The following is a 24006-nucleotide window of genomic DNA, read 5'->3' on the forward strand; positions in this document are numbered from 1 at the left end:
TGCATGGGCGGGTGGTGGATGTCAGCCGGGATCGGGTCAATGATCAACTGCCGAGCGTCTCGCCGGGTAAAGGAAAGCAGGGTGAGGACGTGATTGATGATGAGCGGTCACCGCAGGATCGAGGATACGTCGCGCATGTCATGCTTGATCATTCGACGTTGACGATCGATGGCCGTGTCGAACCGCTTTCTCCAGGCATGGCGGTGACGGCGGAGATCAAAACAGGACGGAGGAGCGTGATGTCGTATCTGTTGTCGCCGCTGCGGCGTTATGTGCATGATGGAGGGAAAGAGAGATGAAATCATTTATCCAAACTTGAAGTCGTGTGCCGGTTGTTGCGCGTGGCCCTGGGTAATACCGGCCATTGGAGGACAAACCACAAAGTGAGAACACGCAGATGGAATCATACATTGTGGCGGGGTGTTTGCTTTTACGTGGATGTGTAACGCTGGTGCAAGGTCATCCAGCAGCAGACCAATCTTATCTGGAGGTGGATATGACTGCGGGTCAAAAGAGTTTCAGCTATCGGTATTTCGAGTCTCTTCCGAATGACAGAAGGGTACCGGAAGCTCAGGCTGAAGCGGAGCGTCTATTTCCGCCTGGTTCCAATGTGGATGAATTCGAGACGTTTTTCAAATCATCTGGCGCGAAATGCAATCGGGGTGCTGACTGGTTTGGACCGTTTGTCGCATGTCTTTATAAGTTTTCTGGCATATTTATTACCACCCAATGGGCTGTCGTTGCGCGCCCAGACCCGCAAAGCGGTAAAATCACGACGGTGACAGTCTCCAGAGGCCTTACCGGTCTTTGAAAATATATATGCGCGATCTGTCGCGGCTAGGGGATTTGTGATACGTTTCGGACTGGCTTGGTCTTCAAGGGGCACATTCTACATTGAGGAACGATTGATAGCATTCTGCGGCGGGCTGAGCATGTCAAGTCAGTCGGGATTGGTCAGCGATCAACAGCCGAGCACCCGCTGGGTAAAGGAAAGCGGGACGAAGGTGCGGTTGATGATGAGCGGCCATCGGAGGGTCGCGGATACGTCGCCCATGTCACGCTTGATCATTCAACGTTGACGATCGATGGTCGTGTCGAACCGCTCTCGCCAGGCATGGCGGTGACAGCAGAGATCAAAACGGGACGACGGAGTGTGATGTCGTATTTGCTGTCGCCGCTACAGCGCTACGCGCATGAAGGGTGGAGAGAGAGATGACGGACAAACGGCGGGAAGAGAGACTAGTAACAAATGAAATATAAAGCGATCATAATCCTCTTATCGTCGTCCCTGGCCATCGTGTTAGTGCCATTGATTTGGTATGTCACGGTGCTGTCAACGTATCTGTTTCTCGTATTCTGGATTTACATCCTTTTCATAACTTTATACGGCGGTTTCTCATTCCTCCGAGGACAATGGAAATTGGGCGGGATTTGCTGCCTTCCTCTCTTATTGGCTCTCGCTTTTCGGTTCGGTGGTAACCAGTTCTTCTTCGTACAAGACATCGGGTTTCAAACCATGGCTTTTCTTTCGGGCGATTTTTCCAAGCGATGCAGCCCTATTATTTTCCTTACCGACGACAATGTCCAGTCTATTGGAATATGTAAGCGTATGGACAGATATTTCTTTAAGTATTATGACTACATAATGCTTGATACATCCGGCCAGATTGCGTGGCCCGTCGCGCGCAGAACACGGCAGTGGAAGGTCGCAGCCGAGTCGCTTCCAAACGGGAAAGTACTTGCAGCCATCAAACTCGATGTTCGACGATTAACTGGACCGTTCTATGTGATACATTTCAATTGGCAGGATGAGGACCGAACCGACTATTAATCTCTCACGATTACTGGCAACGCGATACGCGTGCCGATCTTAGGCTGCGGCCGTTGGAGGACAGGCCCTATGCCGTCTCGAACAAACGAAAAATGCGGCTTCAATCCCTATGTAGGGATCCACTACGAACTACGAACGAACAATGAAGGGACAACGCAATGTCTGACCCAATATTCTATGTTAAGGCGCTGGCCGATACGGACGGTACTACAACAGGTTATGTTGCGGCCACGTACTTGAAGAACAACGGTACCTACGTGGTTGACCCGATACCAGGAGGATCGCAGCAATATGCCACCTACAGTGACAGCTCGGGGGATAATCAGCAGACGGGATCTGTCAGCAACCCCAACAACTATATTGTTGTACCCGCAACGTTACAGACCCAAATAGGGAGTTTTGCTAGTCAGATCCAGTCCACTATCAGCCAGTCCTATCTGGCTGACCCGACTGGCGCCACGGGTTTTAGTACGGCTCTGGGGATGATGACCGGCGCGTTTATGCTTGGCGGATCACAGGACTTGCAACGGAGCACTCTTTATGGGGTTCCTGCGGCCTCTCACGTTCCAGCATTCATTGATGGTGCGTCCTACTATCTTGGCTACACCACCGCGGGAGGTGGACTGCCACTTGATGCCGCCCAACTCGGGGGCGGCATACATAATCAGATTGTGTCGCTTCTGGACCAACTCTCGGGATTATCCTCACTTGATACACAAGGAGATTATGGTCTTTCCAAGCAGGACGAAGCTAATATAAATCTAGGCTTTGCCAATGCAAACTTGCAATCACAACAAACATCATCGATCGTCAATACAACGTCAATCGACTCATCTGGCGATTTGACTGAAGTAGCAATAATATCCAGTCAGACGTTAGGAGCATCTGGACCAACCACCCAGTTCTTCAGTCAAGCTGGCACCTCTAACGTCCTTGGAACCGACGTCCAGATCGACCTCAAACCGGGCACCAGCCCAACTACAACTATAACCACGACAGACGCCTCTGGGACGAGCCAAACACTCGACTTCTCCAGCTTAGCGAACGTCGCGAACGCATTCAATCCGGCCAATAGCGCCGCTATCAGCGGAGGCGGTCTGAACATCGCCGTCGGGGGTGATCAGGCGCATCTCAACGCGACGGGCAATGGACAGGACATCTTTTTCCTGATCGGTAACGGTGGTTCGGGGAGTATTGCCTCGGGTGGGTTGATCATAACCCTGGGTAATAGCAACACGATGGATTTTGGAGGATCCGCCTGGACTGCCGACAACGACTGCTGGCTCTCCGACATCATCGGTTCTGGCGGGACAGTCGCCAATTCCGATAGCAGCAGCGCCACGGTCAGCGGCAATTCGAACGACATCGCCGCTGGCAACAGCGGCACGATCGATGCCACAGGACGGAGGAGTGTGATGTCGTATCTGTTGTCGCCGCTTCAGCGTTACGTGCATGATGGGGAGAGAGAGAGATGAATCTCACTCAACTTGGCATCGCCATGGTCATACAAGGACTTCTTCTAACAAGTGCGAACGCTCAATCGACGCAGAATAGGAGCGATTCCCTAAAGCTGCAAACTAGTAATCCATCAGCAACTCCATTATCGGCGAACAATACGCCATCCGCCAGCTCGGCCGAAGTACGAACAATGCGGATAGGTAATCTCGAATTCCACGTACCAGTTTCCTATTTGGATACCTGGGATGGGTTCCAGTCAAAGATGGGATACATCCGCATCAAAGCGCTACTGCCGTGCTTGGAGCCAAAGACACCTGAGAACGCCGCCGAGTTCGAGAAACATCACCTCGGAGATACGATCGTCATTAGCATCGACCGGATCGGCCCGAGCGAATTGACTGGGGATGCCCATTTGGCGATGCGCTTGGCGCAAGCGGAGTCGTACCATCGATATGTGGATGACGGGGTAACCGCAGTCAGGCATCATCATGCCTCGCCCGGTTTTGTTGTTTTCGACGATCCAGCCCTTTTCGTTGGAGAAATATTCCTACTGGAAGGTTCAAAACCAGCGTTTTTTTTCGAATGTAGCCGGAGTGATGCCCCCAATTTCTTTCCGTTTCCAAGTTGCGCTGTGCGTGAACTAGTGCATTCGAAGCTTCTTGTACAATACTGGTACAGCCGGACGTGGATCGACAACGATCTGAAAACAGGTTTGACGATCGATTCGAACGTGCGAAAGCTGATCGATAGGTTTACCAGCCCAGAATTCCTGCAAAACCCGCCAACCCGAGGAGTTTGTCAATGAGTACGACGGGTGTTTACTATACATCAACGCAAATCACCCAGATGCAAGCAGCGATAGGTCAAGCCAACGCGGCTGCGGCCGCTGGGAACAGTCAAGGCGTCATCAGCGCGCTTAACACCTATTACTCTGTTCAACAGTATAATCCCGGTACGGGTGCCCTAATGCGCGGCTACGCGGGGTTGGCGTTGCAAGTGCTTAACAACACGGGCAGTGGTGTGATCGCGAATCAGCAAGTTAAGAGTGCGGTCGGAGCGGCCACCTGGAACTCCACCGTATCGAACGGGACCTCCTATCAGACCAATCTTGCGCTGCAGCTTGCGACGGCAGATTTCAACGGGATCAGTACGTCCGGAGGACAAGTTCCGACGTTATCGCAAGTAGCTACCGATCACTACAACGTATTTGGGAATCTCGACATCCCAATCACAGCGTGGGGTGGCACTCCCTTCACTGTACTTGGTGAGGACTTCACTCTTGGCGCAGCGACATCTGCCGAGGTATCGTCTACTACCGCGCCGCAATTCTCAAACCTGTCAGCCGCGAATTTTAGCACATCGCTTATGAACCTCTTGGGGGCTGGAGAAAGCTCGGTTGGAAGTGTAGGCGTTGTGAACGGTATGGCGGGCGCCGCAACCATCATGGGGCTGGATCTAGAGGCTGTCGGACACTATGGCGCTGCCTACTCGCCCATGTTTTTTACGATAAGCGAAAACAATGACGGCTCTTATCAGGTCGCCGACGCCTCGAATGGTCTTTATCAAAACATAGCTACCAATGACAATTTGAACTACTCGGTGACCACGGGTTTGTCATCGACGTCGCCAACGCAGACAGTTATTACCGTTACGGACGCCTCCTCCAACACCGAGACCATCCAGTTGGCGGGGACAGCGGTGGTGCAGTCTGAGTACGGCGCTTTCCTGTCAGGCGGCACCGCAACGACCGCCATCGAGATCGGCTTTGGCGCTTCCACCCTCCAAGCTGGCTCAGGCAATGACCTTCTGATCGAGCTGGGCAACGGCGGCACCGTCGACGGGAGCGCCGGCAAGTACACGATGTTGATCGATGGCACTGCCGATGTTGTGAACGGCGACATCGGCAGTTGCACAGTGATTTCCATCGGCCAACTTAACGCGCTCAATGTCGGACCCGGGGGCACCGTCGAAGTGTCCGGCCTGGATTCCTCGGCCACCTTGAACGGCAGCACCGTCGCGGCAACCGTGGCGTCGACCGGCACGCTGACGGTCGATGGCAGCGACAACAACATCACCGCTGGCGGCACTGCCGCAATTGATGCCATCGGCAACAGCGACATTATCAACGGTGGCGTTGACGATATCATCACCAACGCTGGAAACAACGATACCGATACGTTGAGTGTGGGTGGATTCATTGAGGACACGACGTCAAACAGTAATCTAACTGTCAATGGTGGCGATGAGTCGATCACCGCCGCTGCTGGCGATAGCATCACCATCTCTGGAATCGGTGACACAACTGACTTCCTGAACGGCGGAAAACTCGTCGAGACTGGTTCCGGGACGTCGACGATCCTGCAGGGCAACAGCATTACCGGGAATGAGAATGGGGCATCGGAGACGATCACCGCGACCGGAACATTGGACACGATCAATATCGGGACGGGCGACACAGCCATTCTGCAGGGGACGCAAGACACCGTCGGCTCCAGCGCCGGCGGCACCATCGACATGGGCAGTGGGTTCAACGTGGCGTATGCCACTGGCGGCACCATCATTGCCACCAGCACCTCAACGAATGCCGATATCTTTGGCAATGGTGCCAGTGCCTATGGAGAATCCGGCGACAAGATCACCTTCAATGGTACGGCTGAGCTCCTCTACGGAAGCGGACTGACGATGACCGGCGCGGCGAACGCGACGGTCACCCAGACCGGCACCGGGGACATCGACAATTTCGGGACTGGCGGCGCCTTGACCGAATTGACGGTCAACGCGACCGAAACCGTGACCGGCACGAGCCTGATCCTGACCGGCGCTGCCGGCGACACCCTGAACCTCAATACCGCGTACGCAACAGATACGGTTGACGGAACAAGCCTGACCATCCATGCGGCGGCCGGAGACGCGCTCACCCTGGGAACCGCCAACGCGACCGATATCGTGTCGGGCAATACGGTGACGGTCACGACCGCCGCCGGAGACGCGCTGACCGACAGCGGTGTCGGGGACATCATCAACGAGGCGTCCAGGACATCCGCCGCCGTATCCGGTGGCAACGACACGATCGACATGAACGGGGCGGCGGATACCGCCACCCTCTTCGGCGGCGGCTACACGGTCAACGGCGATGGGAGTGGCGACACCGTCAACCTCAGCACGAGCGCCATCGCGACCGTGAATGGCTCCGGCGGCGCGATCGGCTTCCTCGTCAGCGGGGATTCCGTTACTGCCAGCAACGAAACGATCAACACCATCGCCGGTGATCAGAACGAGAATCTGACAGGCACCGGCGACACTTTGAATGAGGCCGCCAATACCTCCGTCAATGTCTCCGGTGGTTCAGACACGATCAACATGGATGGGACCGCGGACTATGCCGGGCTCTTCGGCGGCGGCTACACGGTCAATGGCGATGACGGCGGCGATACCGTCAATCTCAGCACCGGGGCGAGCGCCACGGTCTATGGTTCGAATGGATCGATCGGCTTCCTCGTGAGTCTGGATTCCGTCATCGCCAGCAACGAGACGATCAACACCCTGGCAAATGTCCAGAACGACAACGTGACGGGCACGGGCGACACGATCAATGAATCCACGAATGATATTCTCGGTATCTGGGGGGGCTTCGATACGATCAATCTGAACGAATCCCAGGTGGTTCTTGCCAGCGGCAGCTATACGGTCAATAGCGATGTCGGCGGCGACACGGTTAATCTCGGCGTAAGTGCCAGCGCGACCGTGTACGGGTCGGGCGGCGCGATCGGCTTCCTCGTCAGCGGTGACTCGGTCACGGCTTACAATGAAGTCATCAACACCCTGGCGGGCGTGCAGGGTGAATCCTTGACCGGGACGGGTGACATACTGAACGAAGCCGCGAACGTCGCGTTCAATGTGGCTGGCGGCTTCGACACCGTGAATATGGATGGTTCCGGGGACTATGTCGGCTTGCTGGGTGGCTCCGGTTATTCGATCGCCGGGTCGAACGGTGAGATCGCCACCTTGGCCAACACCGTATTTACGGTCTACGGAAGTCTCAACACCCTCTATCTTGGCGCCTCTGACCAGGTATCCATCACGGGGAACGGTGAAGACATCAACGCGGCGAATGCCACGGTTACGTTTGCCGCGTCCGATACATCCGAGACAGTGACCGGAAGCAATAACACGTTCAACTTCGGAAATGACGACCAGGCCTCCATCGACGGCAACGGGAACATTGTCAATGTCTGGCAGGGAACGGTCACGTTCGAGCCCGCGGCAACCGGTGAGACCGTGACTGGCAGCAACGACATCTTCTACCTCGATCACGACGATCAATTGTCTTTGAATGGCAACGCTGAGACGATCAACGCGATGAGCGCGACGGTAACATTCGCCGCCGCGGCGACCGGTGAAGGCATCACGGGCAGCAACAACACGTTCAATCTCGGCCACGACGATCAGATCGCCATCAATGGCAATGACGACCAGGTCATTGCGAACGGCGCGCATACCGTGACCGCCTTCAGCGCGGCCGCGACCTCTGAGACACTGAGTGGAACCGCCGGGACCCTGAATCTGCAATCCAACGATCAGATCACAGTGACCAACAGCGGCGAACTGACCAATGTGTTCGAGGGAGAGAACGGGATCACGATCCATGAAAGTAATGCAACGATAAAAATCGGCAGCAACGTCCCGATGGTCGATATCTTTGGCACCAATGATATCATCTATGGCAGCGGTGGTGATGGTATTTACATCAACGGAACCCAAGATGACGTGTTCGGAAATAATCTATATGCCCAGTACAACGGAATCAATACGGGGGACAATATCTACGGGGTTGACGATACCGGAGACAATTATCAGACCATTTATTCCGGGGCGTCGTATGATTACGGCCTGGATGACACGCTATATTCCATCGCCTACGGCATTGACGTCGATGACGGATTTGCCGCGGGCGCCTTGAGCAAGCAACCGAATCTCAGCTCGATCGCTGAATTTTCCACGCCTTCCGCCATATCGGGGGCGGCATCAGACGCCCTGGCGGTGGCCGGTCAGGCCATCCAGGCGTCTGAGACGCCATCCGCTGCGATTGCCCTATCCCCGTATGAAGGCATGACATGGAGCGGCACGACGGTGACCTGGGATTTTGCCAACGCGGGGGCGGATACACCTGTCACCCGAGCGATTGATCCCATGTATCAGGCTGCGATTGAACATGCCTTTCAGATCTGGTCGTCCGTGGCCGATATCCAGTTCCAGCAAGCGGCCAGCGGCACGTCAGCGAATATCCATATCGGCTTTTACGACCTGAACTCGACGACCACCGGCCTCATGGGCTGCACGCTGGCCAACGAAAGCGGTGGCGATCTTCAGACCAGCAGCGTGATCCAGTTTGACGACCCATCGGATGACCCCATCGTCCTGGGTCAAGACGGCCATCTCAGTTATCTCTCGTCGGGCGTCGACCTGGAGCAGCTCGCCTTGCATGAGATCGGTCACATGTTGGGGCTGGCTGACAACGCCGATCCAGATTCGATCATGTACGCCGAGCTGGGAACGAGCAACCGTACATTGGACCAGAATGACATCACCAACATTCAGGCACTTTACGGGCCGGCCAGACTGTCCAGTACTAGTACGAATCTTCTTGTGCAGTCGGCGGCGTCTTTTGCCGGCGCACCGGCCGTCCCGATCGCCTCGGCTTCGACACCGTCATCTGATTTCACTGTCAATCTGGCAACAAATTCGGTGCACTGAACAGCGCTCCTCGATCGCCTCCCCCATCATTGCCACGTCCTCGAAACCGGCAATGGCCGCTTCAGGTTCAAAAGCGGTTCGGCGCAAAAGATCCAAAAGCGAAAAGGAGAAAGCGGTGCCCCTGATTCCATCATAAGACCCAAATCATAACCATGAGGCGGGTCAATCCTCGATGGCATTGCCGGGTCGAATCTCTACGACACGGGGTCTCTGAGCAGCCGCTGAGGCACCCGCGGCGCAAAGGTGGATGGTTTGGTGGGGTAACGCCGGCCACGGCTGCCTTTCCTCGATCTTCGTTATGGCGTCGGCCTCTCCCCAAGATCCCACCAAATACCTGAAAAACCTACCAACCCCTCCCTGGCGGTGCCGATCAGAAGATGCTCGTCCGGCCCGTGCTGGCCACATCCATTGTAGCTGTGCGGAATCCAGACCAGCGGCACGCCGAGATAATCCACGAACACGTCGCCCGGTAGCCCGCCGGAGGAGTTCGGGATCACCTGCACCCGCTTGCCGATCGAGCGCTCCAGGCTGGCGGCGGCCCATTGGACCCAGGGATGCGCCGGATCGGTGCGGCTGGCCGGCATGCGGATGCCGGCGTTTTCGATCCGGACGTCCGGGAAGCCGTGCTCGTCCAGATGCCGGCGCAGGGCGGACTCGAACGTCGCCGGGTCGGTGTCCACCGTGTAGCGGATCTGGCAGTGCGCGACGGCGTTCGGGGCCACCGCATTGACCGGATTCTCCGGCCGGCCGGACAGCAGGGACAGCACGATGAAGCTGTTCCAGCCGTAGATCTTCTCGGCCGGCGTCAGGCCGGGCTCGCCCCAGTCCGGGTCGATCGTCGCCGGGTCGATCGTCTCCGGGTCGATCGTCGCCGCTTCGCCGCCGCCGACCGGGCAACCGTCCAGCACCGCGCGGACCGACGCGGGCACGCCGTCGCCGGGCAGCCAGTCGCGGACCAGGATCGTGCCGTGCCGGTCCATGATGCAGCCCAGCGCATGTGACAGCACGATGGCCGGATCGGTCGTCAGTCCGCCCCAATGCCCGGAATGGACGCCGCCGGGGCGCACATTGACCGTCAGATCAAAGTGATAGGTGCCGCGGGTGCCGGTTGCGATGGTCGGCGTCTCGGCGGTGACGCGCGGGCCGTCGCTCGCGATCAACACATCCGCCATCAGCCGGTCGGCGTGCTGGCGGACGAAATCGCGCAGACCGACGGAACCGCGTTCCTCGGACGTCTCCAGCACGAGCTTGATGTTGCAGCCCAGCTGGTCGCCGCGTTCGGCCAGCACCGCCTCCAGCGCGGTCAGGTTCAGGGCGTGCTGGCCTTTGTTGTCGGCGGTGCCGCGGCCGTACCAGCGATCCGCCTCCTGCGTCAGCACCCAGGGGTGTAGCCCGTCGCGCCACTGATCGTCCAGGCCGCGCACCGTATCGCCATGGCCATAGGTCAGCACGGTCGGCCGGTCCGGCCCCTCCAGCCGCTCCGCCAGCAGGATCGGACCAAAACCTGCGGCGGGGTTGGTGTGCAGCTCCACGGTGAAGCCCATCCGCTGGAGCCAGGGTCGCACCGCCTCCGCCAGGTAGCGGCCGACATCGGCACCATGGGCCGGATCCTGCGAGGTGCTGGGGATCGCCACCAGCGCCGCCAGGCGGTCGCGGAAGGCGCCGCTGTCGAAACCGGCCAGAGCACGTGCGATGGCGCCGTCGCGAGTACCCACGGGAGTCGTTCCTTGGCTGTTGGCATGACCCTGCCAGAGAGGCGCCGCGGCCGGCAAGCGCCGCTACACCCGCCGGATCGCCGGCGTCATGATCCAGAACAGCGTTCCTTTCTGGCGCAGCGTCTGCAAGCCGGCGGCCAGCTCCGCCGCGCGCGGCCAGGGCAGGATCAGCAGGTCGCCGGGACGATCCTCGGTCAATGCCTCGACCGAGACCACGGGAATCCCGCTTCCCGGCAGATAGCGGCCCTTGGCGGTCCCGTCCGGATCCGCCACCCAGGCGACCTGGGTCGGGCCGATCCCGCAGGCGTTCAGCAGCGCGGTGCCGCGGTTCGCCAGCCCATAGGCGGCGACCCGGCGCCCGGCAGCGCGCCGCGTGGCCAGGAAATCCCGCACGTCATCGCGGGCGACGGCGACGCGTGCGGCAAACCCGTCATAACCCTCCGGCCGATCCAGACCCGCCGCGGACTCGGCCGCTCGGACTGCCTTCAAGGCCGGCCGCGCGGTGTGCGACGCGCGCGGATGGCAGGCGTAGACCCGCAGCGAGCCGCCATCATCCGGCAGTTTCTCGGCATCGAAAACGCGCAGGCCGACGGACCGCAGCAGCTGCTCGATCACCCGCAGCGACAGGTAGAAGCGCCGGTCGGGCCGGAACGCGTCGAACTGAACGCCTTGAATGATCGGCAGCAAATGCGGGACCTGCAGCACGACGACGCCCTTGGGCCGCAGCAGCGCTGCGAACCCGGCGGCGAAGTCGAACAGATCCGCGACGCCGGGCAGCACGTTCCGCGCCAGCACCACGTCCGCGCGGCCCGCCCGCGCCGCCAGCTCCATCGCGGTGGCGGCGTTGAAGCCGCTGGTCTGGGTCAGCACCGGCACGCCCATTGTCTGGAAATGCGGCAGGAATTCCGGTTGGGTGTCGGTGATCTCGATGGCCAGCGAGGTCTCATGCAGGCCCAGGCGCTGGGTCAAGGCGCGGGCAAGCCGCCGCGCCTGGTCCTCGGCGCCGGAGGATGAGGGGAATGGCGTCGCCGCTTGCGGCAGGATCGCGGGCGCCGGCAACTGCACCAGCAGGCAGGACTCGCAGACCTGTACGTGCAGCCGGCACAGCCGGTCCTGCGCCCCAAACGCGCTTGTGCCGATGGCGACCGGCACGCGCCCCAGATCCAGAACCGTGCGGTCCAGGCGCGCGCCGCACAGGCGGCAGGCCGGGGGGGCGCGCAGCGGCGTCGGGAGAGCCTGGACCTCCGGTTCGGTCAGCATCGTCGGGCGGGCCTTTCCCAGCAGAAATCAGCCAGAAAGGTGGTCGGTTTTGTCCAACGGTCCTGACATCCGAGCGGTGTTCGCTGCGGCAGATATGGCGTGGAAAGGTTAACGCATGGTTAGCAGGTGGCGGAAAAGTCCTCGCCCGCCAGACGCACCCGCACCGCATGCCCGGCGGCATCCCAGATGACCTCGGATGCCGGCAGGGAGAGGCCGTGGTGGCGCAACGCCGGTGCCAGCAGGGCAGCCGGATGTGCCGAGGCCATGGCCAGCGCGCTGTTCCGTGAGGTCAGGCGCCACGCCACGACGTTCCGTACCGCCTGGTCCAGCGTCAGGGCGGACCCGGCCAGGGTCGCGGTGCCGGGCACGCGGACGGAGCCATCGGGGGCATGCTCGATCCGCATTCCCGCGAAACCGTACAGCCCGGGCGGCGCCGCGGCGGCGGATGTGGCATCCGTCACCAGGATCGACCGGGCGGGGGTCTTCGCCCGCAGCATCACCTTCAGCACCGCGGGCGGGATGTGAATACCATCGGCGATGAAGCTGGCGGACAGCGAATCCTGCCCCAGCTGCGCCATCAGCGGGTTGAGGAATTTCGGCTGGGGCTGCGGCAGGGCGTTGCCCAGATGGGTGGACAGCACAACCCCGGCGGCCGTCGCCACCTCCGTCACCGTGGCATCGGCCGCGGTGTGGCCCATGGCAACCACGGTGCCGCGCGCCAAGGCCGCCGCGATCACCCGCAGCGCGCCCGGCCGCTCCGGCGCCAGGGTCAGCAGCAGGACCGGTCGGCGCCGGCCCGCAACGACGCGGTCGAGCAGTGCCGGGTCCGGCGCTACCATCGCGGCGGGCGGATGGCAGCCGGCGTAGCCCGGAGCCGGATTGAGGAATGGTCCTTCCAGATGAAAGCCGGGCACCATCAGCGGCCCCAGCCGGCTGGCCGCGACGGCGGCATCCAGCGCGGCCAGGCGCGCCGCCAGCGTCGCCTCGTCCGCCGTGATCAGGGTCGGCAGGCAGGTGGTCACCCCGGCCCGGAGCATGGCACGCAGGGCATGGTCCAGCGCGGGCGCGGTCAGGGTGGCGTCGTTGAAGTCGATGCCGGCATAGCCGTTGACCTGCAGGTCGACCAGCCCGGGGGTATGCAAACCCGGGAACAGGCTCACCCGCGCAACGCGTCCAGCACCGCCGTGCGCACCCGGTCGTCCTGGGTTTCGACAGCCCGCGCGATGGCACGCATGCGGTGGCGGAGGTCGTAAAGCTGGTCGATCAGTGACAGGACCAGCGGCACCGTCTCCTCCTCCACCGCCATGCCGTAGCGCAGGTCGCGCACCAGGCGGATGCGGGCGATGTCGATCTCCTCGAACAGGATCGCCTCACCGTCCCGCGCCGGGCAGATCCAGCCGCGTTCCACCCAGGCGAGCACCTCGGCTTCCCGCAGGTCGGGGAACAAGGTCAGCACATTCGCGATCTGCATTATTTGCCCTCCCGCGGGTTGAAGGGTTTCGAGGGGGTCCAGGTCTTCAGGAATTCGGCCAGGGCCGGCTCCTCGCCCGGCGGCAGCACGACCTGCAGTTCAACGAATTGATGCCCCTGGCGCACGCCGCGGCCGCGCAACCGCAACCGCGTGCCGGTGCCCGATCCCGGCGGAATGGTCACGCGCACCGGGCCGCGGATCGTCGGCACCTCGACCGAGGTGCCCAGAACGGCTTCCCGGATGGTCACCGGCAGCTCGACGATGATGTCGTCCCCCTCCCGCCGGAACTGCGGGTCCGGTGCGACCGCCACCTCGATCAGCGCGTCGCCGGCCGGGCCGCCACCCAGGCCGGGACCACCCTGGCCGCGCAGGCGCAGGATGTGCCCATCCTCGGTTCCCGGCGGGATCGTCACGTCCAGCGTCTTGCCGTCGGGCATGGCCAGCCGCCGCGTCGTGCCGTTGGCTGCGTCGACGAAGCTGACGGTCAGGCCATAGTGCGCGTCGCGGCCGCGCGCCTTGAACCGCGCGCCGCCACGGCCGCCGCCATGGGCCTGACCCTGGGCCTGACCCTCTTGGGCAAAGGCCTGGGCAAAGAACGACTCGATATCCTCCTGCGAGAAGCCGCCGCTGGCGCCATAGCGCTCCGCGCCCGGCCCCTCCTGGTAATCGCGATAGAACGGACGCTGCGGTGGCATCTCATGACCCTCCGCGTCGATCTCGCCGCGGTCGAACCGCGCCCGCTTGTCCTTGTCGGATAACAGGTCGTAGGCCGCGCTGATCTCCTTGAACCTCTCCACTGCCTCGGGCTTCCCCGGATTGACGTCCGGATGATGCCGCTTGGCCAGCTTCCGATAGGCCGTGCGAATGGCCGCCTCATCGGCCGACCGCTGCACGCCCAGTATGTCATAGGGATCTCTCATGTCACTTCGTTACGTGGCCATCTTGCGGGTGAGGGTCAAGTGGGTGTCGGGGCACCGGCCGGTATCCTGGCCCGCGTCCTGGGGTCCTGGGCCCCGCATCCTGGCCAAAGGGCTCTGCCCTGGTCGCGGGAGTCCCCAAGGTCCACCGGGTGGCGGACAGCCCCCCTGACGGGGCCCGGGCGGAGCCCCGACATTCCTAGCGCCCCGCCCATACGGGCGCGCGTTTTGCCAGGAAGGCGTCGATGCCTTCGGCGGCGTCGTGAGCCAGCATGTTCCGGGTCATGACCTCGGCGGCGTAGGCATAGGCGGCCTCGATGTCCATGTCGGCCTGGCGGTAGAAGGCTTCCTTGCCGATCGCCACGGTCAGCGGGCTCTTGTCCGCGATCTGGCGGGCGAGGGCCAGTGTTGCCTCCGCCAATTCGGTGTCCGGGACGACGCGGTTGACCAGGCCGAGGTCCCGGGCGCGGTGAGCGGGCACCAGTTCACCGGTCAGCAGCATTTCCATCGACGCCTTGTGGCTGACCGCTCTGGTCAGCGCGACCATGGGGGTGGAGCAGAACAGGCCGATATTGACGCCGGGCGTGGCGAAGCGGGCGGATTCGGCAGCGACCGCCAGATCGGCCGTGGCGACCAGTTGGCAGCCGGCCGCGGTGGCGACGCCGTGCACCTGCGCGATGATGGGCTTGGGCAGGCGCACCATGCGCAGCATCAGGCGGGAGCAGGTGGCGAACACCTGCTCGTAGGCGTCGCGGGTTGGCGTGGCGCGGATTTCCCGCAGGTCGTGACCGGCGCAGAACGCTGGACCGTTCGCGGCCAGGATCACCACATGGATGGATGTGTCCCGCCCGATGGCAAGCAGCTGGGCGTCCAGCGCCTCCATCAGCGCGAGCGACAGCGCGTTGCGCGCGGCGGGCCGGTTCAGCGTCAGGGTGGCAATACCATCGTGATCGCGGCGCTGCAGAATATCGGTCATGATGCCGCCGTTCTAAGCAGACATTCGCGGCCATGGCCACGGATGTCTGTTCAGGCCTCGTTGGAACCGCATCATTTTGCCGTCTCCGCGCTTGCGGCGCTCCGCTGAATGATGCCTGGCAGACGGAGATGCGCATGACAGCCGACGTTCGACAGCCGCAAGGTGAATTGACGTTGCGGACGGTGGCGATGCCGGCCGACACCAATCCGAACGGCGACATTTTCGGCGGCTGGATCATGTCGCTGATGGATGTAGCGGCCGGGGTGGCCGCCGGCGCCAGGGCCGATGGGCGCGTGGCGACGGCGGCGGTCTCCAATCTGAGCTTCATCCAGCCGGTGAAGGTCGGTGACGTGGTGTGTGTCTACACCAAGGTGCTGCGGACCGGCCGGACGTCCATGACCATCGGCGTGGAAGCCTGGGTGCTGCGACAGAACCGTGGCGAGCGGCAGCGGGTGACGTTTGCCGAGATCGTGATGGTGGCGGTGGATGAGGGCGGCCGGCCACGGCCGTTGCCCGCCGTGGAGGACGTGGCCTGAGGGCCGATCAGGGATTGGCCGTGGCGATGCGTGGAATGCCGACGGCACGCACCGAACGTGGTCCTTGGCGTCCCCGCTCGGCTTGGGGCAGTGTGCCACGGAGTGAACGAACGGATGAGGACGCGTCATGGCCAGCCTGCCCAACCGGTTGCCCAGCCTGAACTTCGACCTGGGGGAGGCGGCCGACATGCTGCGCGGGTCGGTGGAAGCGTTCGCCGCCGATGAGATCGCGCCGCGCGCCGCCGCCATTGACCGGGAGAACGCCTTCCCGATGGATCTGTGGCCGAAGCTGGGCGGGCTGGGTGTGCTGGGGATCACCGTGTCCGAGGACTATGGCGGCGCCGGCATGGGGTACTTGGAACATGTCGTGGCGATGGAGGAGATCTCCCGCGCCTCGGCCTCGGTCGGGCTGTCCTACGGCGCGCACTCCAACCTCTGCGTCAACCAGATTTTCCGGAATGGCAACGAAGACCAGAAGCGGCGCTACCTGCCGGGCCTGGTCGACGGAACCAGGGTGGGGGCGCTGGCGATGAGTGAGCCGGGGGCGGGGTCCGACGTGGTTTCGATGCGTACCAGAGCCGACAGGAAGGGCGACCGGTACGTCCTGAACGGCGGCAAGATGTGGATCACCAACGGGCCGGACGCCGATGTGCTGGTGATCTATGCGAAGACCGATCCGGCCGCCGGGCCGCGTGGCATCACCGCGTTCCTGGTGGAGAAGGGGTTCAAGGGGTTCTCCACCGCGCAGAAGCTGGACAAGCTGGGGATGCGCGGATCCAACACCTGCGAGCTGATCTTCCAGGACTGCGAGGTGCCGGAGGAGAACGTGCTGGGCCAGCCCGGCCGCGGCGTGAACGTGCTGATGAGCGGCCTGGATTATGAGCGGGCGGTACTCTCCGCCGGCCCGCTGGGCATCATGCAGGCCTGCATGGATGCAGTGGTGCCGTATGTGCACGAACGCAGGCAGTTCGGCCAGGCGATCGGCGAGTTCCAGTTGATGCAGGGCAAGCTGGCCGACATGTACACGACGATGAACGCGTGCCGCGCCTATGTCTACGCGGTGGCGAAGGCATGCGACCGCGGGGAGACGACGCGCAAGGACGCGGCGGGCGCCATCCTGTACGCCGCCGAGAAGGCGACCTGGATGGCGCTGGAGGCGATCCAGGCGCTGGGCGGCAATGGTTACATCAACGACTATCCCACCGGCCGGCTGCTGCGGGACGCCAAGCTGTACGAGATCGGCGCCGGCACCAGTGAGATCCGGCGGATGCTGATCGGGCGGGAGCTGTTTGCGGAGACGGCGTGACACGCCGGGCCAGGTCAGTTCTTGCTTTGCAGCGAGCCCATCACATCGAGATAGCGCTCCATCAGTTTCTCGCCGTCGATCTTCTCCTCGGTCAATGCCATCGCCAGCACCTCGCCGCCGAAGACGGCGGGGGCCATGATCATGTCCGGCTGGACGCGGCGCACCCGGTCCATGTTCTTGCGCGCATTCACCGCCGCGACCTTCCTGGCCGTGCTGTCCAGGTCCTTCAAGGCGAGGATGACGAAGGCGTTTTCGGCATCGTCCTCCGACAGTGCCAGCACCGCCCGGGCGCTTTCGGCACCGGCCTTGCGCAGCACATCCAGGTCGGTGGCGTCGCCGACCTCCATCTCGGCGCCGTCCACGCGCTCCGTCTCGTCGTCGGTGATGACGACGAGGCCGAGGCCACGTTGCACCAGCTCGCGTGCCGTGTTGCGGGCGAGCGGCCCGGTCCCGGCGATGATGTAGTGATCGACGCGGCGCATCTTCGGCACCCTCCTGGGTTCGAGGATATGGGAAAGGCGGCCTTGCAGAATCGGACCGATCAGGGCCGACAGCGATGTCACGAAGACCGTTATTCCCACCACGATGAGAGAGACGACAAACAACCGGGTGTCGTCGCTCTTCGGCAGGATATCACCGTAGCCGACCGTGCTCATTGTCACGATCGTAAAATAAACCGCCTGTTGCAGATCGTTGATGGGCGGATCGAAGCCCCGGCCGAGGAAGAGCGAGCCGAGAACGCCGTAGCTCAGCAGCAGCAGCGTGGAGGCGAAGGCGAAAAGCGTGCCGGCGGCGACCGAGGAGCGATTGAAGGTACTGCCCGAAACCGTAAGGGCAACGAACAGCGCCACCACATACAGCACTTCCGGTGTATAGAAGGCTTGCTGGTCATAGCCTATGGCGGTCACGATCTGCGCCAGGGTCATCACCAGGGCGGTGATCCAGGCCAGACGGGACCGCAGCACCAGGCCGATGGCGATGACGATCTGCAAGACGCCGATAACCGCGTTCGGCACGCCGCGCAGGATCAGCTTCGGCACGTCCTCCGCCAGCGGGTGCAGCGAGTCCATCAGGCCGGCGAACTGTAGATGCAGGTAGGCGTCCAGGTAGCGGTTGATCGCGGGCAGCAGCGCCAGGCTGCCCGCAAATCCCACGGCCAGCGCGATCGGCCATTGCGGAAACCACAGGTCCAGCCACCCGCGATGATAGACGCGCCGCCAGAGCATTCTGAAGCGGCGGAGGCTCAGCGACGGGGTAAGCGAGGGCGCACTCGGCATGGCGTGCTGATTAGCGGAAGCGGCGCCGGGTGGCGAGCACACGCGCCGGCGCGGCCGGTCCGCGTTCCCCGTTCCCCTTGTCCTTGGCATCGAGTCTCCCGATACTCCGCCCGACCAGACAAGGGAGTGGGACTACATGCCGGACACGCACATCGTCGCGGCCGATCGGCGGGTCGCGGGGACAGGAACCTTCGATGCCATCATCATCGGTGCCGGTATAGCCGGCCTGTACCAGCTCTACCGCCTCCGCCAGCTCGGCCTGTCCGTGCGGGTCTTTGAAACCGGCACCGGCGTTGGCGGCACCTGGTACTGGAACCGCTACCCCGGTGCCAGGTTCGATTCCGAATCCTATACCTACGGCTACTCCTTCTCCGAGGAGTTGCTGCGGGACTGGAACTGGACCGAACACTTCTCTCCGCAGCCGGAGACGTTGCGGTATCTGAACCATGTCGCGGACCGGTTCGACCTGCGGCGCGACATCAGTTTCAGCAGCAAGGTCATCGCCGCTACCTATGATGATGCCACGCGCACCTGGACCGTGACCCTGGACGGTGGGGAGACCGCGACGGCGCGCTTCCTGGTGACCGCGATCGGGCCGCTATCGGCATATCAGATGCCGAACATCCCGGGCGTGGCGGATTTCAAGGGGGAGTCCTACCACACCTATAAATGGCCGCACGGACCGGTCGATTTTACCGGCAAGCGGGTCGCGGTGATCGGCACCGGCGCGACCGGCGTGCAGGTGATCCAGACCATCGCCCCGCTATGCGGCAGCCTGACCGTGTTCCAGCGCACCCCGAACTGGTGCACGCCGCTGCACAACCGCAAGATCACCGAGGAGGAGCAGGCGAAGATCAAGGCCGGGTACCCGGCGATGTTCGAACTGCTGCGCCGGACGCCCGGCTGCTATATCCACGATACCGACCCGCGCGGCACGTTCGAGGTGTCGGAGCAGGAACGTCTGGCATTCTGGGAAAAGCTCTACGGCGAGCCCGGGTTCGGCGTCTGGATGGGCAATTTCCGTGACATGCTGACAGATCCGAAGGCGAACGCGCTGTTCAGCGACTTCATCGCCGGCAAGATCCGCCAGCGGGTGAAGGATCCGGCGGTGGCCGAGAAGCTGATCCCGAAGAATCACGGCTTCGGCACGCGGCGCGTGCCACAGGAAACCGGCTATTACGAGGCCTATAACCTGCCGCATGTCAGGCTGGTCGACACGAGGGAAACCCCGATCGAGCGGATCACCGAAACCGGCATCAAGACCAGCGATGCGGACTATCCGCTGGATATGATCATCTACGCCACCGGCTTCGACGCCATCACCGGCGCGTTCGACCGGATCGATTTCCGCGGCGTCGGCGGGATCAGGCTGGCCGATCACTGGGCGGACGGGCCGAAGACCTATCTGGGCCTGATGTCCGCCGGCTTCCCCAACATGCTGACCATCGTCGGGCCGCACAACGCCTCCACCCGCTGCAACATCCCCCGCTGCATCGAACAGAATGTCGAATGGGTCGGCGACCTGCTGGGCTATGCCCATGGCCACGGCATCACCCGCATCGAACCGACGGCGGACGCCGAGGCGGATTGGTCGAGGCATGTGGAGGAGCTGGCTTCGGGGATGCTCTATACCCAGGTCGATTCGTGGCTGACCGGCATCAACACCAATGTCGAGGGCCGCAACATCCGGCGTGTCCTGCAGTATCAGGGCGGCGCGCCGCAATATCGGCAGAAATGTGAAGAGGTGGCCGCCGCCGGCTACGCCGGGATGACGCTGAGCTGACCGCTACCGGCGGTCCACGCCGGCCGGAGGACGGGAGCCTGCATGGCGGAAACCCGTCTCGGCGCAGGCCGGGCAGGCGGTGCTCTCCTCTTCCCCCACCATCGAAGCGACGCTAGACCATTCGTCCGGCCACCCCACCGCAAGACGGACATCGGATGCTGCTGCGATCGGACCTGACCCCGCGTTCCCCGGAGTTCGCCGCCAACGCGGCCGCCATGCGCGCACTGGTGGATGATCTGCGCGCCAAGGTCTCCGCCATCGCCCAGGGCGGCGGCGCCGCGGCGCGGGAGCGTCACATCGCCCGCGGCAAGCTGCTGGCGCGCGAGCGGGTGGCGGCCCTGATCGACCCCGGCTCCCCATTCCTGGAACTCTCCCAGCTTGCCGCGCACGGGCTCTATGGCGGGGATGTCCCGGCCGCCGGCATCATCACCGGCATCGGCCGGGTGGAGGGGCGGGAATGCGTCATCGTCGCCAATGACGCGACAGTGAAGGGTGGCACCTACTTCCCCGTCACGGTCAAGAAACATCTGCGCGCGCAGGAAATCGCCCTGAAGAACAATCTGCCTTGCTTGTACCTGGTCGATTCCGGGGGGGCCTTCCTGCCGATGCAGGACGAGATCTTCCCGGACCGGGAGCATTTCGGACGCATCTTCTTCAACCAGGCGAACATGTCCGCGCGTGGCATCCCGCAGATCGCCGTGGTGATGGGAAGCTGCACCGCCGGCGGGGCCTACGTCCCGGCGATGAGCGACGAAAGCATCATCGTCCGCAAGCAGGGCACGATCTTCCTGGGCGGCCCGCCGCTGGTGCAGGCGGCGACCGGCGAGATCGTGTCGGCCGAGGACCTTGGTGGGGCCGATGTGCATGCCCGCACCTCGGGCGTGGTCGATCATTATGCACGCAACGACCACCACGCGCTGTCGATCTGCCGGCGCATCGTCGCCGGGCTGAACCGGACCCGGTCGGTCGCCCTGGACCGGCGGCATCCGGAGCCGCCGCATTATGATCCGGCGGAACTGCATGGCGTGGTGCCGGCCGATCTGCGCGCCCCCTACGATGTGCGGGAAGTGATCGCGCGCATCGTGGATGGCAGCAACTTCGAAGAGTTCAAAAGACTCTACGGCACGACATTGGTCTGCGGCTTCGCCCATCTGTACGGCTATCCGGTCGGGATTGTTGCCAATAACGGCATCCTGTTCTCGGAGTCGTCGCTGAAGGGCGCACATTTCATTGAATTGTGCAGTTTTCGGAATATTCCGCTGATCTTCCTGCAGAACATCACCGGCTTCATGGTCGGCCGCAAATACGAATCCGGCGGTATCGCCAAGGACGGCGCCAAGCTGGTCACCGCCGTGTCCACCACATCCGTGCCGAAGCTGACGATGATCATCGGCGGCAGCTATGGCGCCGGCAATTATGGTATGTGTGGCCGTGCCTATGACCCGCGTTTCCTGTTCATGTGGCCGAACGCCCGCATCTCGGTGATGGGTGGCGAACAGGCGGCCGGCGTGCTGGCGACCGTCCGAGCCGGCTCCGAGAAATGGAGCAGGGACGAGGAAGAGACGTTCAAGGCGCCGATCAGGGCCCAGTATGAGACCCAGGGTCACCCTTACTACGCCAGCGCGCGGCTGTGGGATGACGGCATCATCGATCCCGCCGACAGCCGCCGTGTGCTGGGTCTCGCGCTGTCTGCCGCCCTGAACCAACCCCTGGAGGAAACGCGCTTCGGCGTGTTCCGGATGTGACCGCGATGTTCCGTTCATTGCTGATCGCCAACCGGGGGGAGATCGCCTGCCGCATCGCCCGCACCGCGCACCGCATGGGGATCGAAACGATCGCGGTGTTTTCCGAGGCCGATGCCAATGCGCTGCACGTGCAGTCCGCTGACAGAGCGTACCCGATCGGGCCGACCCCCGCGCGGGACAGCTATCTGAACATCGCCCGCATCATCGACACGGCAAAGCGGGCCGGGGCGGAGGCGATCCACCCCGGCTACGGCTTCCTGTCGGAAAACCCGGCCTTCGCCGAGGCTTGCGCCCAGGCCGGGATCATCTTCGTCGGGCCACCGGCCGTGGCAATGCGTGCGATGGGCTCGAAAGCCGCCGCCAAGGCGTTGATGGCGCAATCCGACGTGCCGCTGCTGCCGGGCTATCACGGCGACCGGCAGGAGGCGGACTTCCTCGCCGACCAGGCTGCCCGCATCGGCTTTCCGGTTGTCATCAAGGCCGTGTCCGGCGGCGGCGGCCGGGGCATGCGCGTGGTCACCGCCGCTACCGCGTTCTCCGCTGCGCTGGAGTCGGCGCGCCAGGAAGCGGCCTCGGCCTTCGGCGATGACCGTGTGCTGATCGAGCGCTATCTGCAACGGCCGCGCCATATCGAGGTGCAGGTCTTCGCCGATACGCACGGCAACGCATTGCATCTGTTCGAGCGGGACTGTTCCGCCCAGCGCCGCCACCAGAAGGTGATCGAGGAGGCGCCGGCGCCCGGCCTGTCCGATGCACAACGGGCCCGCATGGGCGCTGCCGCTGTCGCCGCCGCCAAGGCGGTGGGGTATGTCGGCGCCGGCACGGTCGAGTTCGTTGCTGATGACGATGGATTCTACTTCCTGGAGATGAATACCCGCCTGCAGGTGGAGCATCCGGTCACTGAAATGATCACCGGATTCGACCTGGTGGAGTGGCAGTTGCTGGTCGCCGCGGGGGAACCGCTGCCCGCCGCGCAATCCGACATCTTCATCAGTGGTCACGCCATCGAGGCTCGGCTCTATGCCGAGGACCCGTCCCGGGATTTCGCACCCTCGATCGGGACTCTGGCCCTGTTCCAAACGCCGCCTCAGGGCAACGGCGTGCGGGTGGATACAGGGTTTCGCACCGGCGACACGGTGTCGGTTCACTATGACGCGATGCTGGCCAAGCTGATCTGCCACGGCCCGACGCGGGAAGCGGCGTTGCGGCGGCTGCGCCTGACCATGGCGGACACGATTGTTGCTGGCGTGACGGTCAACCTGGACCTGCTGGACCGGATCATCGCCCATCCAGCCTTCGCCGCCGGTGGCATCGATACCGGCTTCATCGCGCGCGAGGGCGACACCCTGCTGGCGGCGCAGGGGAAGCCACCACCCGACGTGCTGGCGATGGCGGCACTGACCGTGCTCGCCGCGGAGCAGACCGCGCCGGCAGCCGATCCGTGGGATGCGCGGGACCAATGGTGGGTGAACATGACCCCGGCGCGGGTGATGGATTTCCACGATGGCGATGCGGTCTATCCGGTGCAGGTCGTCCGTGACGGGCCGGCGTGGCGCATCGGCACTATCCTGGCGCATGCCGAACCACTTGATCCGGTGCGGCTTCGGGTGTGCCTGGACGGCGACTGGCGCACCGTGTCGGGCGTCATGCACCAGCATATCGTCACGCTGCGGGATGGCGGCATGACCTGGCGCTTTACCCTGCCGGACCCGCTGCACGCGGGGGACGAGGAGGAGGACGCCGGCGACCGCCTGGTGGCACCGATCCCCGGCATGGTGACGCAGGTGCTGGCCGCTCCCGGCGATGCCGCCACGCGCGGCCAGGTGCTGGTGGTGCTGGAGGCGATGAAGACCGTCTTCCGCCTCGCCGCGCCCGCCGACACGATCATCGCCACGATCGCTTGCGCCGCCGGAGAGATGGTGCAGGAGGGGCAGGTGCTGGTGACGTTCGGGGATGCGGATCAGGGCTGACCGCCAC

The 24006-nt window shown here is 63.0% G+C and carries 16 protein-coding genes and 2 pseudogenes; 11 read left to right on the top strand and 7 right to left on the bottom strand.

All coding sequences use genetic code 11. The features are described from left to right. The 6 genes and pseudogenes from VHC04_RS10655 to VHC04_RS10680 form a co-directional block, all read left to right on the top strand. Window positions 1-299, top strand: a pseudogene (locus VHC04_RS10655) (hypothetical protein); the annotation flags it as partial. Window positions 300-397: 98 nt separating this feature from the next. Continuing rightward, window positions 398-811 carry a hypothetical protein gene (locus VHC04_RS10660; protein WP_325680896.1) on the top strand — a complete coding sequence of 138 codons (414 nt, stop codon included), beginning with the start codon at window positions 398-400 and terminating at the stop codon, window positions 809-811. A 1178-nt stretch (window positions 812-1989) separates the two neighbouring features. Next, complete coding sequence (locus VHC04_RS10665; protein ID WP_325680898.1) at window positions 1990-3306, top strand: hypothetical protein; 1317 nt, start codon at window positions 1990-1992, stop codon at window positions 3304-3306. After that, entirely contained in the window at window positions 3303-4094 is a 792-nt protein-coding gene (locus VHC04_RS10670) for a hypothetical protein (RefSeq protein ID WP_325680900.1), read from the top strand. Before VHC04_RS10665 ends, VHC04_RS10670 begins: the two co-directional genes overlap by 4 nt. Continuing rightward, complete coding sequence (locus VHC04_RS10675; protein ID WP_325680902.1) at window positions 4091-9043, top strand: beta strand repeat-containing protein; 4953 nt, start codon at window positions 4091-4093, stop codon at window positions 9041-9043. The genes VHC04_RS10670 and VHC04_RS10675 overlap by 4 nt, the downstream gene beginning before the upstream one ends. Continuing rightward, window positions 9044-9193: pseudogene (locus VHC04_RS10680) on the top strand (ATP-binding protein); the annotation flags it as partial. Between the two features lie 146 nt (window positions 9194-9339). On the opposite strand, the gene VHC04_RS10685 reads toward VHC04_RS10680, so the two are convergent. The 6 genes from VHC04_RS10685 to VHC04_RS10710 form a co-directional block, all read right to left on the bottom strand. After that, a complete protein-coding gene (locus VHC04_RS10685; protein ID WP_325680904.1) occupies window positions 9340-10758 on the bottom strand; it encodes a M20 family metallopeptidase in 1419 nt (472 codons plus the stop codon). 63 nt (window positions 10759-10821) lie between these two features. Then, entirely contained in the window at window positions 10822-12018 is a 1197-nt protein-coding gene (locus VHC04_RS10690; RefSeq protein ID WP_325680906.1) for a class I SAM-dependent methyltransferase, read from the bottom strand. 119 nt (window positions 12019-12137) lie between these two features. Beyond that, on the bottom strand, window positions 12138-13178 hold the full coding sequence (locus VHC04_RS10695) for an N-acetylglucosamine-6-phosphate deacetylase (RefSeq protein ID WP_325680908.1): 1041 nt from the start codon (window positions 13176-13178) through the stop codon (window positions 12138-12140). Continuing rightward, complete coding sequence (locus VHC04_RS10700; RefSeq protein WP_325680910.1) at window positions 13175-13489, bottom strand: hypothetical protein; 315 nt, start codon at window positions 13487-13489, stop codon at window positions 13175-13177. Before VHC04_RS10700 ends, VHC04_RS10695 begins: the two co-directional genes overlap by 4 nt. Then, window positions 13489-14409: a DnaJ C-terminal domain-containing protein gene (locus VHC04_RS10705; protein WP_325680912.1), complete on the bottom strand. Its 921-nt coding sequence runs from the start codon at window positions 14407-14409 to the stop codon at window positions 13489-13491. The genes VHC04_RS10700 and VHC04_RS10705 overlap by 1 nt, the downstream gene beginning before the upstream one ends. Before the next feature lie 196 nt (window positions 14410-14605). Next, complete coding sequence (locus tag VHC04_RS10710; RefSeq protein ID WP_325680914.1) at window positions 14606-15382, bottom strand: enoyl-CoA hydratase; 777 nt, start codon at window positions 15380-15382, stop codon at window positions 14606-14608. A 134-nt stretch (window positions 15383-15516) separates the two neighbouring features. Here VHC04_RS10710 and VHC04_RS10715 point away from each other — a divergent pair, with 134 nt between their 5' ends. Together VHC04_RS10715 and VHC04_RS10720 are read left to right on the top strand one after the other, a co-directional pair. Beyond that, on the top strand, window positions 15517-15918 hold the full coding sequence (locus tag VHC04_RS10715) for an acyl-CoA thioesterase (protein WP_325680916.1): 402 nt from the start codon (window positions 15517-15519) through the stop codon (window positions 15916-15918). A gap of 127 nt (window positions 15919-16045) precedes the next feature. Further along, window positions 16046-17224: an isovaleryl-CoA dehydrogenase gene (locus VHC04_RS10720; protein ID WP_325680918.1), complete on the top strand. Its 1179-nt coding sequence runs from the start codon at window positions 16046-16048 to the stop codon at window positions 17222-17224. 14 nt (window positions 17225-17238) lie between these two features. On the opposite strand, the gene kch is transcribed toward VHC04_RS10720, so the two are convergent. Beyond that, complete coding sequence (kch, locus tag VHC04_RS10725; RefSeq protein ID WP_325680920.1) at window positions 17239-18501, bottom strand: voltage-gated potassium channel protein; 1263 nt, start codon at window positions 18499-18501, stop codon at window positions 17239-17241. Between the two features lie 136 nt (window positions 18502-18637). Between kch and VHC04_RS10730 the strand changes: the two genes are divergently transcribed. From VHC04_RS10730 to VHC04_RS10740, 3 genes are all read left to right on the top strand, one after another. Continuing rightward, a complete protein-coding gene (locus VHC04_RS10730; protein WP_325680922.1) occupies window positions 18638-20284 on the top strand; it encodes a flavin-containing monooxygenase in 1647 nt (548 codons plus the stop codon). A gap of 155 nt (window positions 20285-20439) precedes the next feature. Beyond that, window positions 20440-22029, top strand: a complete 1590-nt coding sequence (locus tag VHC04_RS10735) for a carboxyl transferase domain-containing protein (protein ID WP_325680924.1) — start codon at window positions 20440-20442, stop codon at window positions 22027-22029. A 5-nt stretch (window positions 22030-22034) separates the two neighbouring features. Further along, window positions 22035-23999 carry an acetyl/propionyl/methylcrotonyl-CoA carboxylase subunit alpha gene (locus VHC04_RS10740; RefSeq protein WP_325680927.1) on the top strand — a complete coding sequence of 655 codons (1965 nt, stop codon included), beginning with the start codon at window positions 22035-22037 and terminating at the stop codon, window positions 23997-23999. Window positions 24000-24006: the final 7 nt, after the last annotated feature.

Origin of the sequence: Rhodopila sp. (assembly GCF_035548095.1) — a bacterium.
In the GTDB taxonomy this organism is placed as follows: Bacteria; Pseudomonadota; Alphaproteobacteria; order Acetobacterales; family Acetobacteraceae; genus Rhodopila.

Bases quoted from the DNA above. Each gene is read 5' to 3' on its own strand.
- VHC04_RS10660 (WP_325680896.1), top strand. From the start codon at position 398: ATGGAATCATACATTGTGGCGGGGTGTTTGCTTTTACGTGGATGTGTA.
- VHC04_RS10665 (WP_325680898.1), top strand. From the start codon at position 1,990: ATGTCTGACCCAATATTCTATGTTAAGGCGCTGGCCGATACGGACGGT.
- VHC04_RS10670 (WP_325680900.1), top strand. From the start codon at position 3,303: ATGAATCTCACTCAACTTGGCATCGCCATGGTCATACAAGGACTTCTT.
- VHC04_RS10675 (WP_325680902.1), top strand. From the start codon at position 4,091: ATGAGTACGACGGGTGTTTACTATACATCAACGCAAATCACCCAGATG.
- VHC04_RS10690 (WP_325680906.1), bottom strand. From the start codon at position 12,018: ATGCTGACCGAACCGGAGGTCCAGGCTCTCCCGACGCCGCTGCGCGCC.
- VHC04_RS10700 (WP_325680910.1), bottom strand. From the start codon at position 13,489: ATGCAGATCGCGAATGTGCTGACCTTGTTCCCCGACCTGCGGGAAGCC.
- VHC04_RS10705 (WP_325680912.1), bottom strand. From the start codon at position 14,409: ATGAGAGATCCCTATGACATACTGGGCGTGCAGCGGTCGGCCGATGAG.
- VHC04_RS10710 (WP_325680914.1), bottom strand. From the start codon at position 15,382: ATGACCGATATTCTGCAGCGCCGCGATCACGATGGTATTGCCACCCTG.
- VHC04_RS10715 (WP_325680916.1), top strand. From the start codon at position 15,517: ATGACAGCCGACGTTCGACAGCCGCAAGGTGAATTGACGTTGCGGACG.
- VHC04_RS10720 (WP_325680918.1), top strand. From the start codon at position 16,046: ATGGCCAGCCTGCCCAACCGGTTGCCCAGCCTGAACTTCGACCTGGGG.
- kch (WP_325680920.1), bottom strand. From the start codon at position 18,501: ATGCCGAGTGCGCCCTCGCTTACCCCGTCGCTGAGCCTCCGCCGCTTC.
- VHC04_RS10730 (WP_325680922.1), top strand. From the start codon at position 18,638: ATGCCGGACACGCACATCGTCGCGGCCGATCGGCGGGTCGCGGGGACA.
- VHC04_RS10735 (WP_325680924.1), top strand. From the start codon at position 20,440: ATGCTGCTGCGATCGGACCTGACCCCGCGTTCCCCGGAGTTCGCCGCC.
- VHC04_RS10740 (WP_325680927.1), top strand. From the start codon at position 22,035: ATGTTCCGTTCATTGCTGATCGCCAACCGGGGGGAGATCGCCTGCCGC.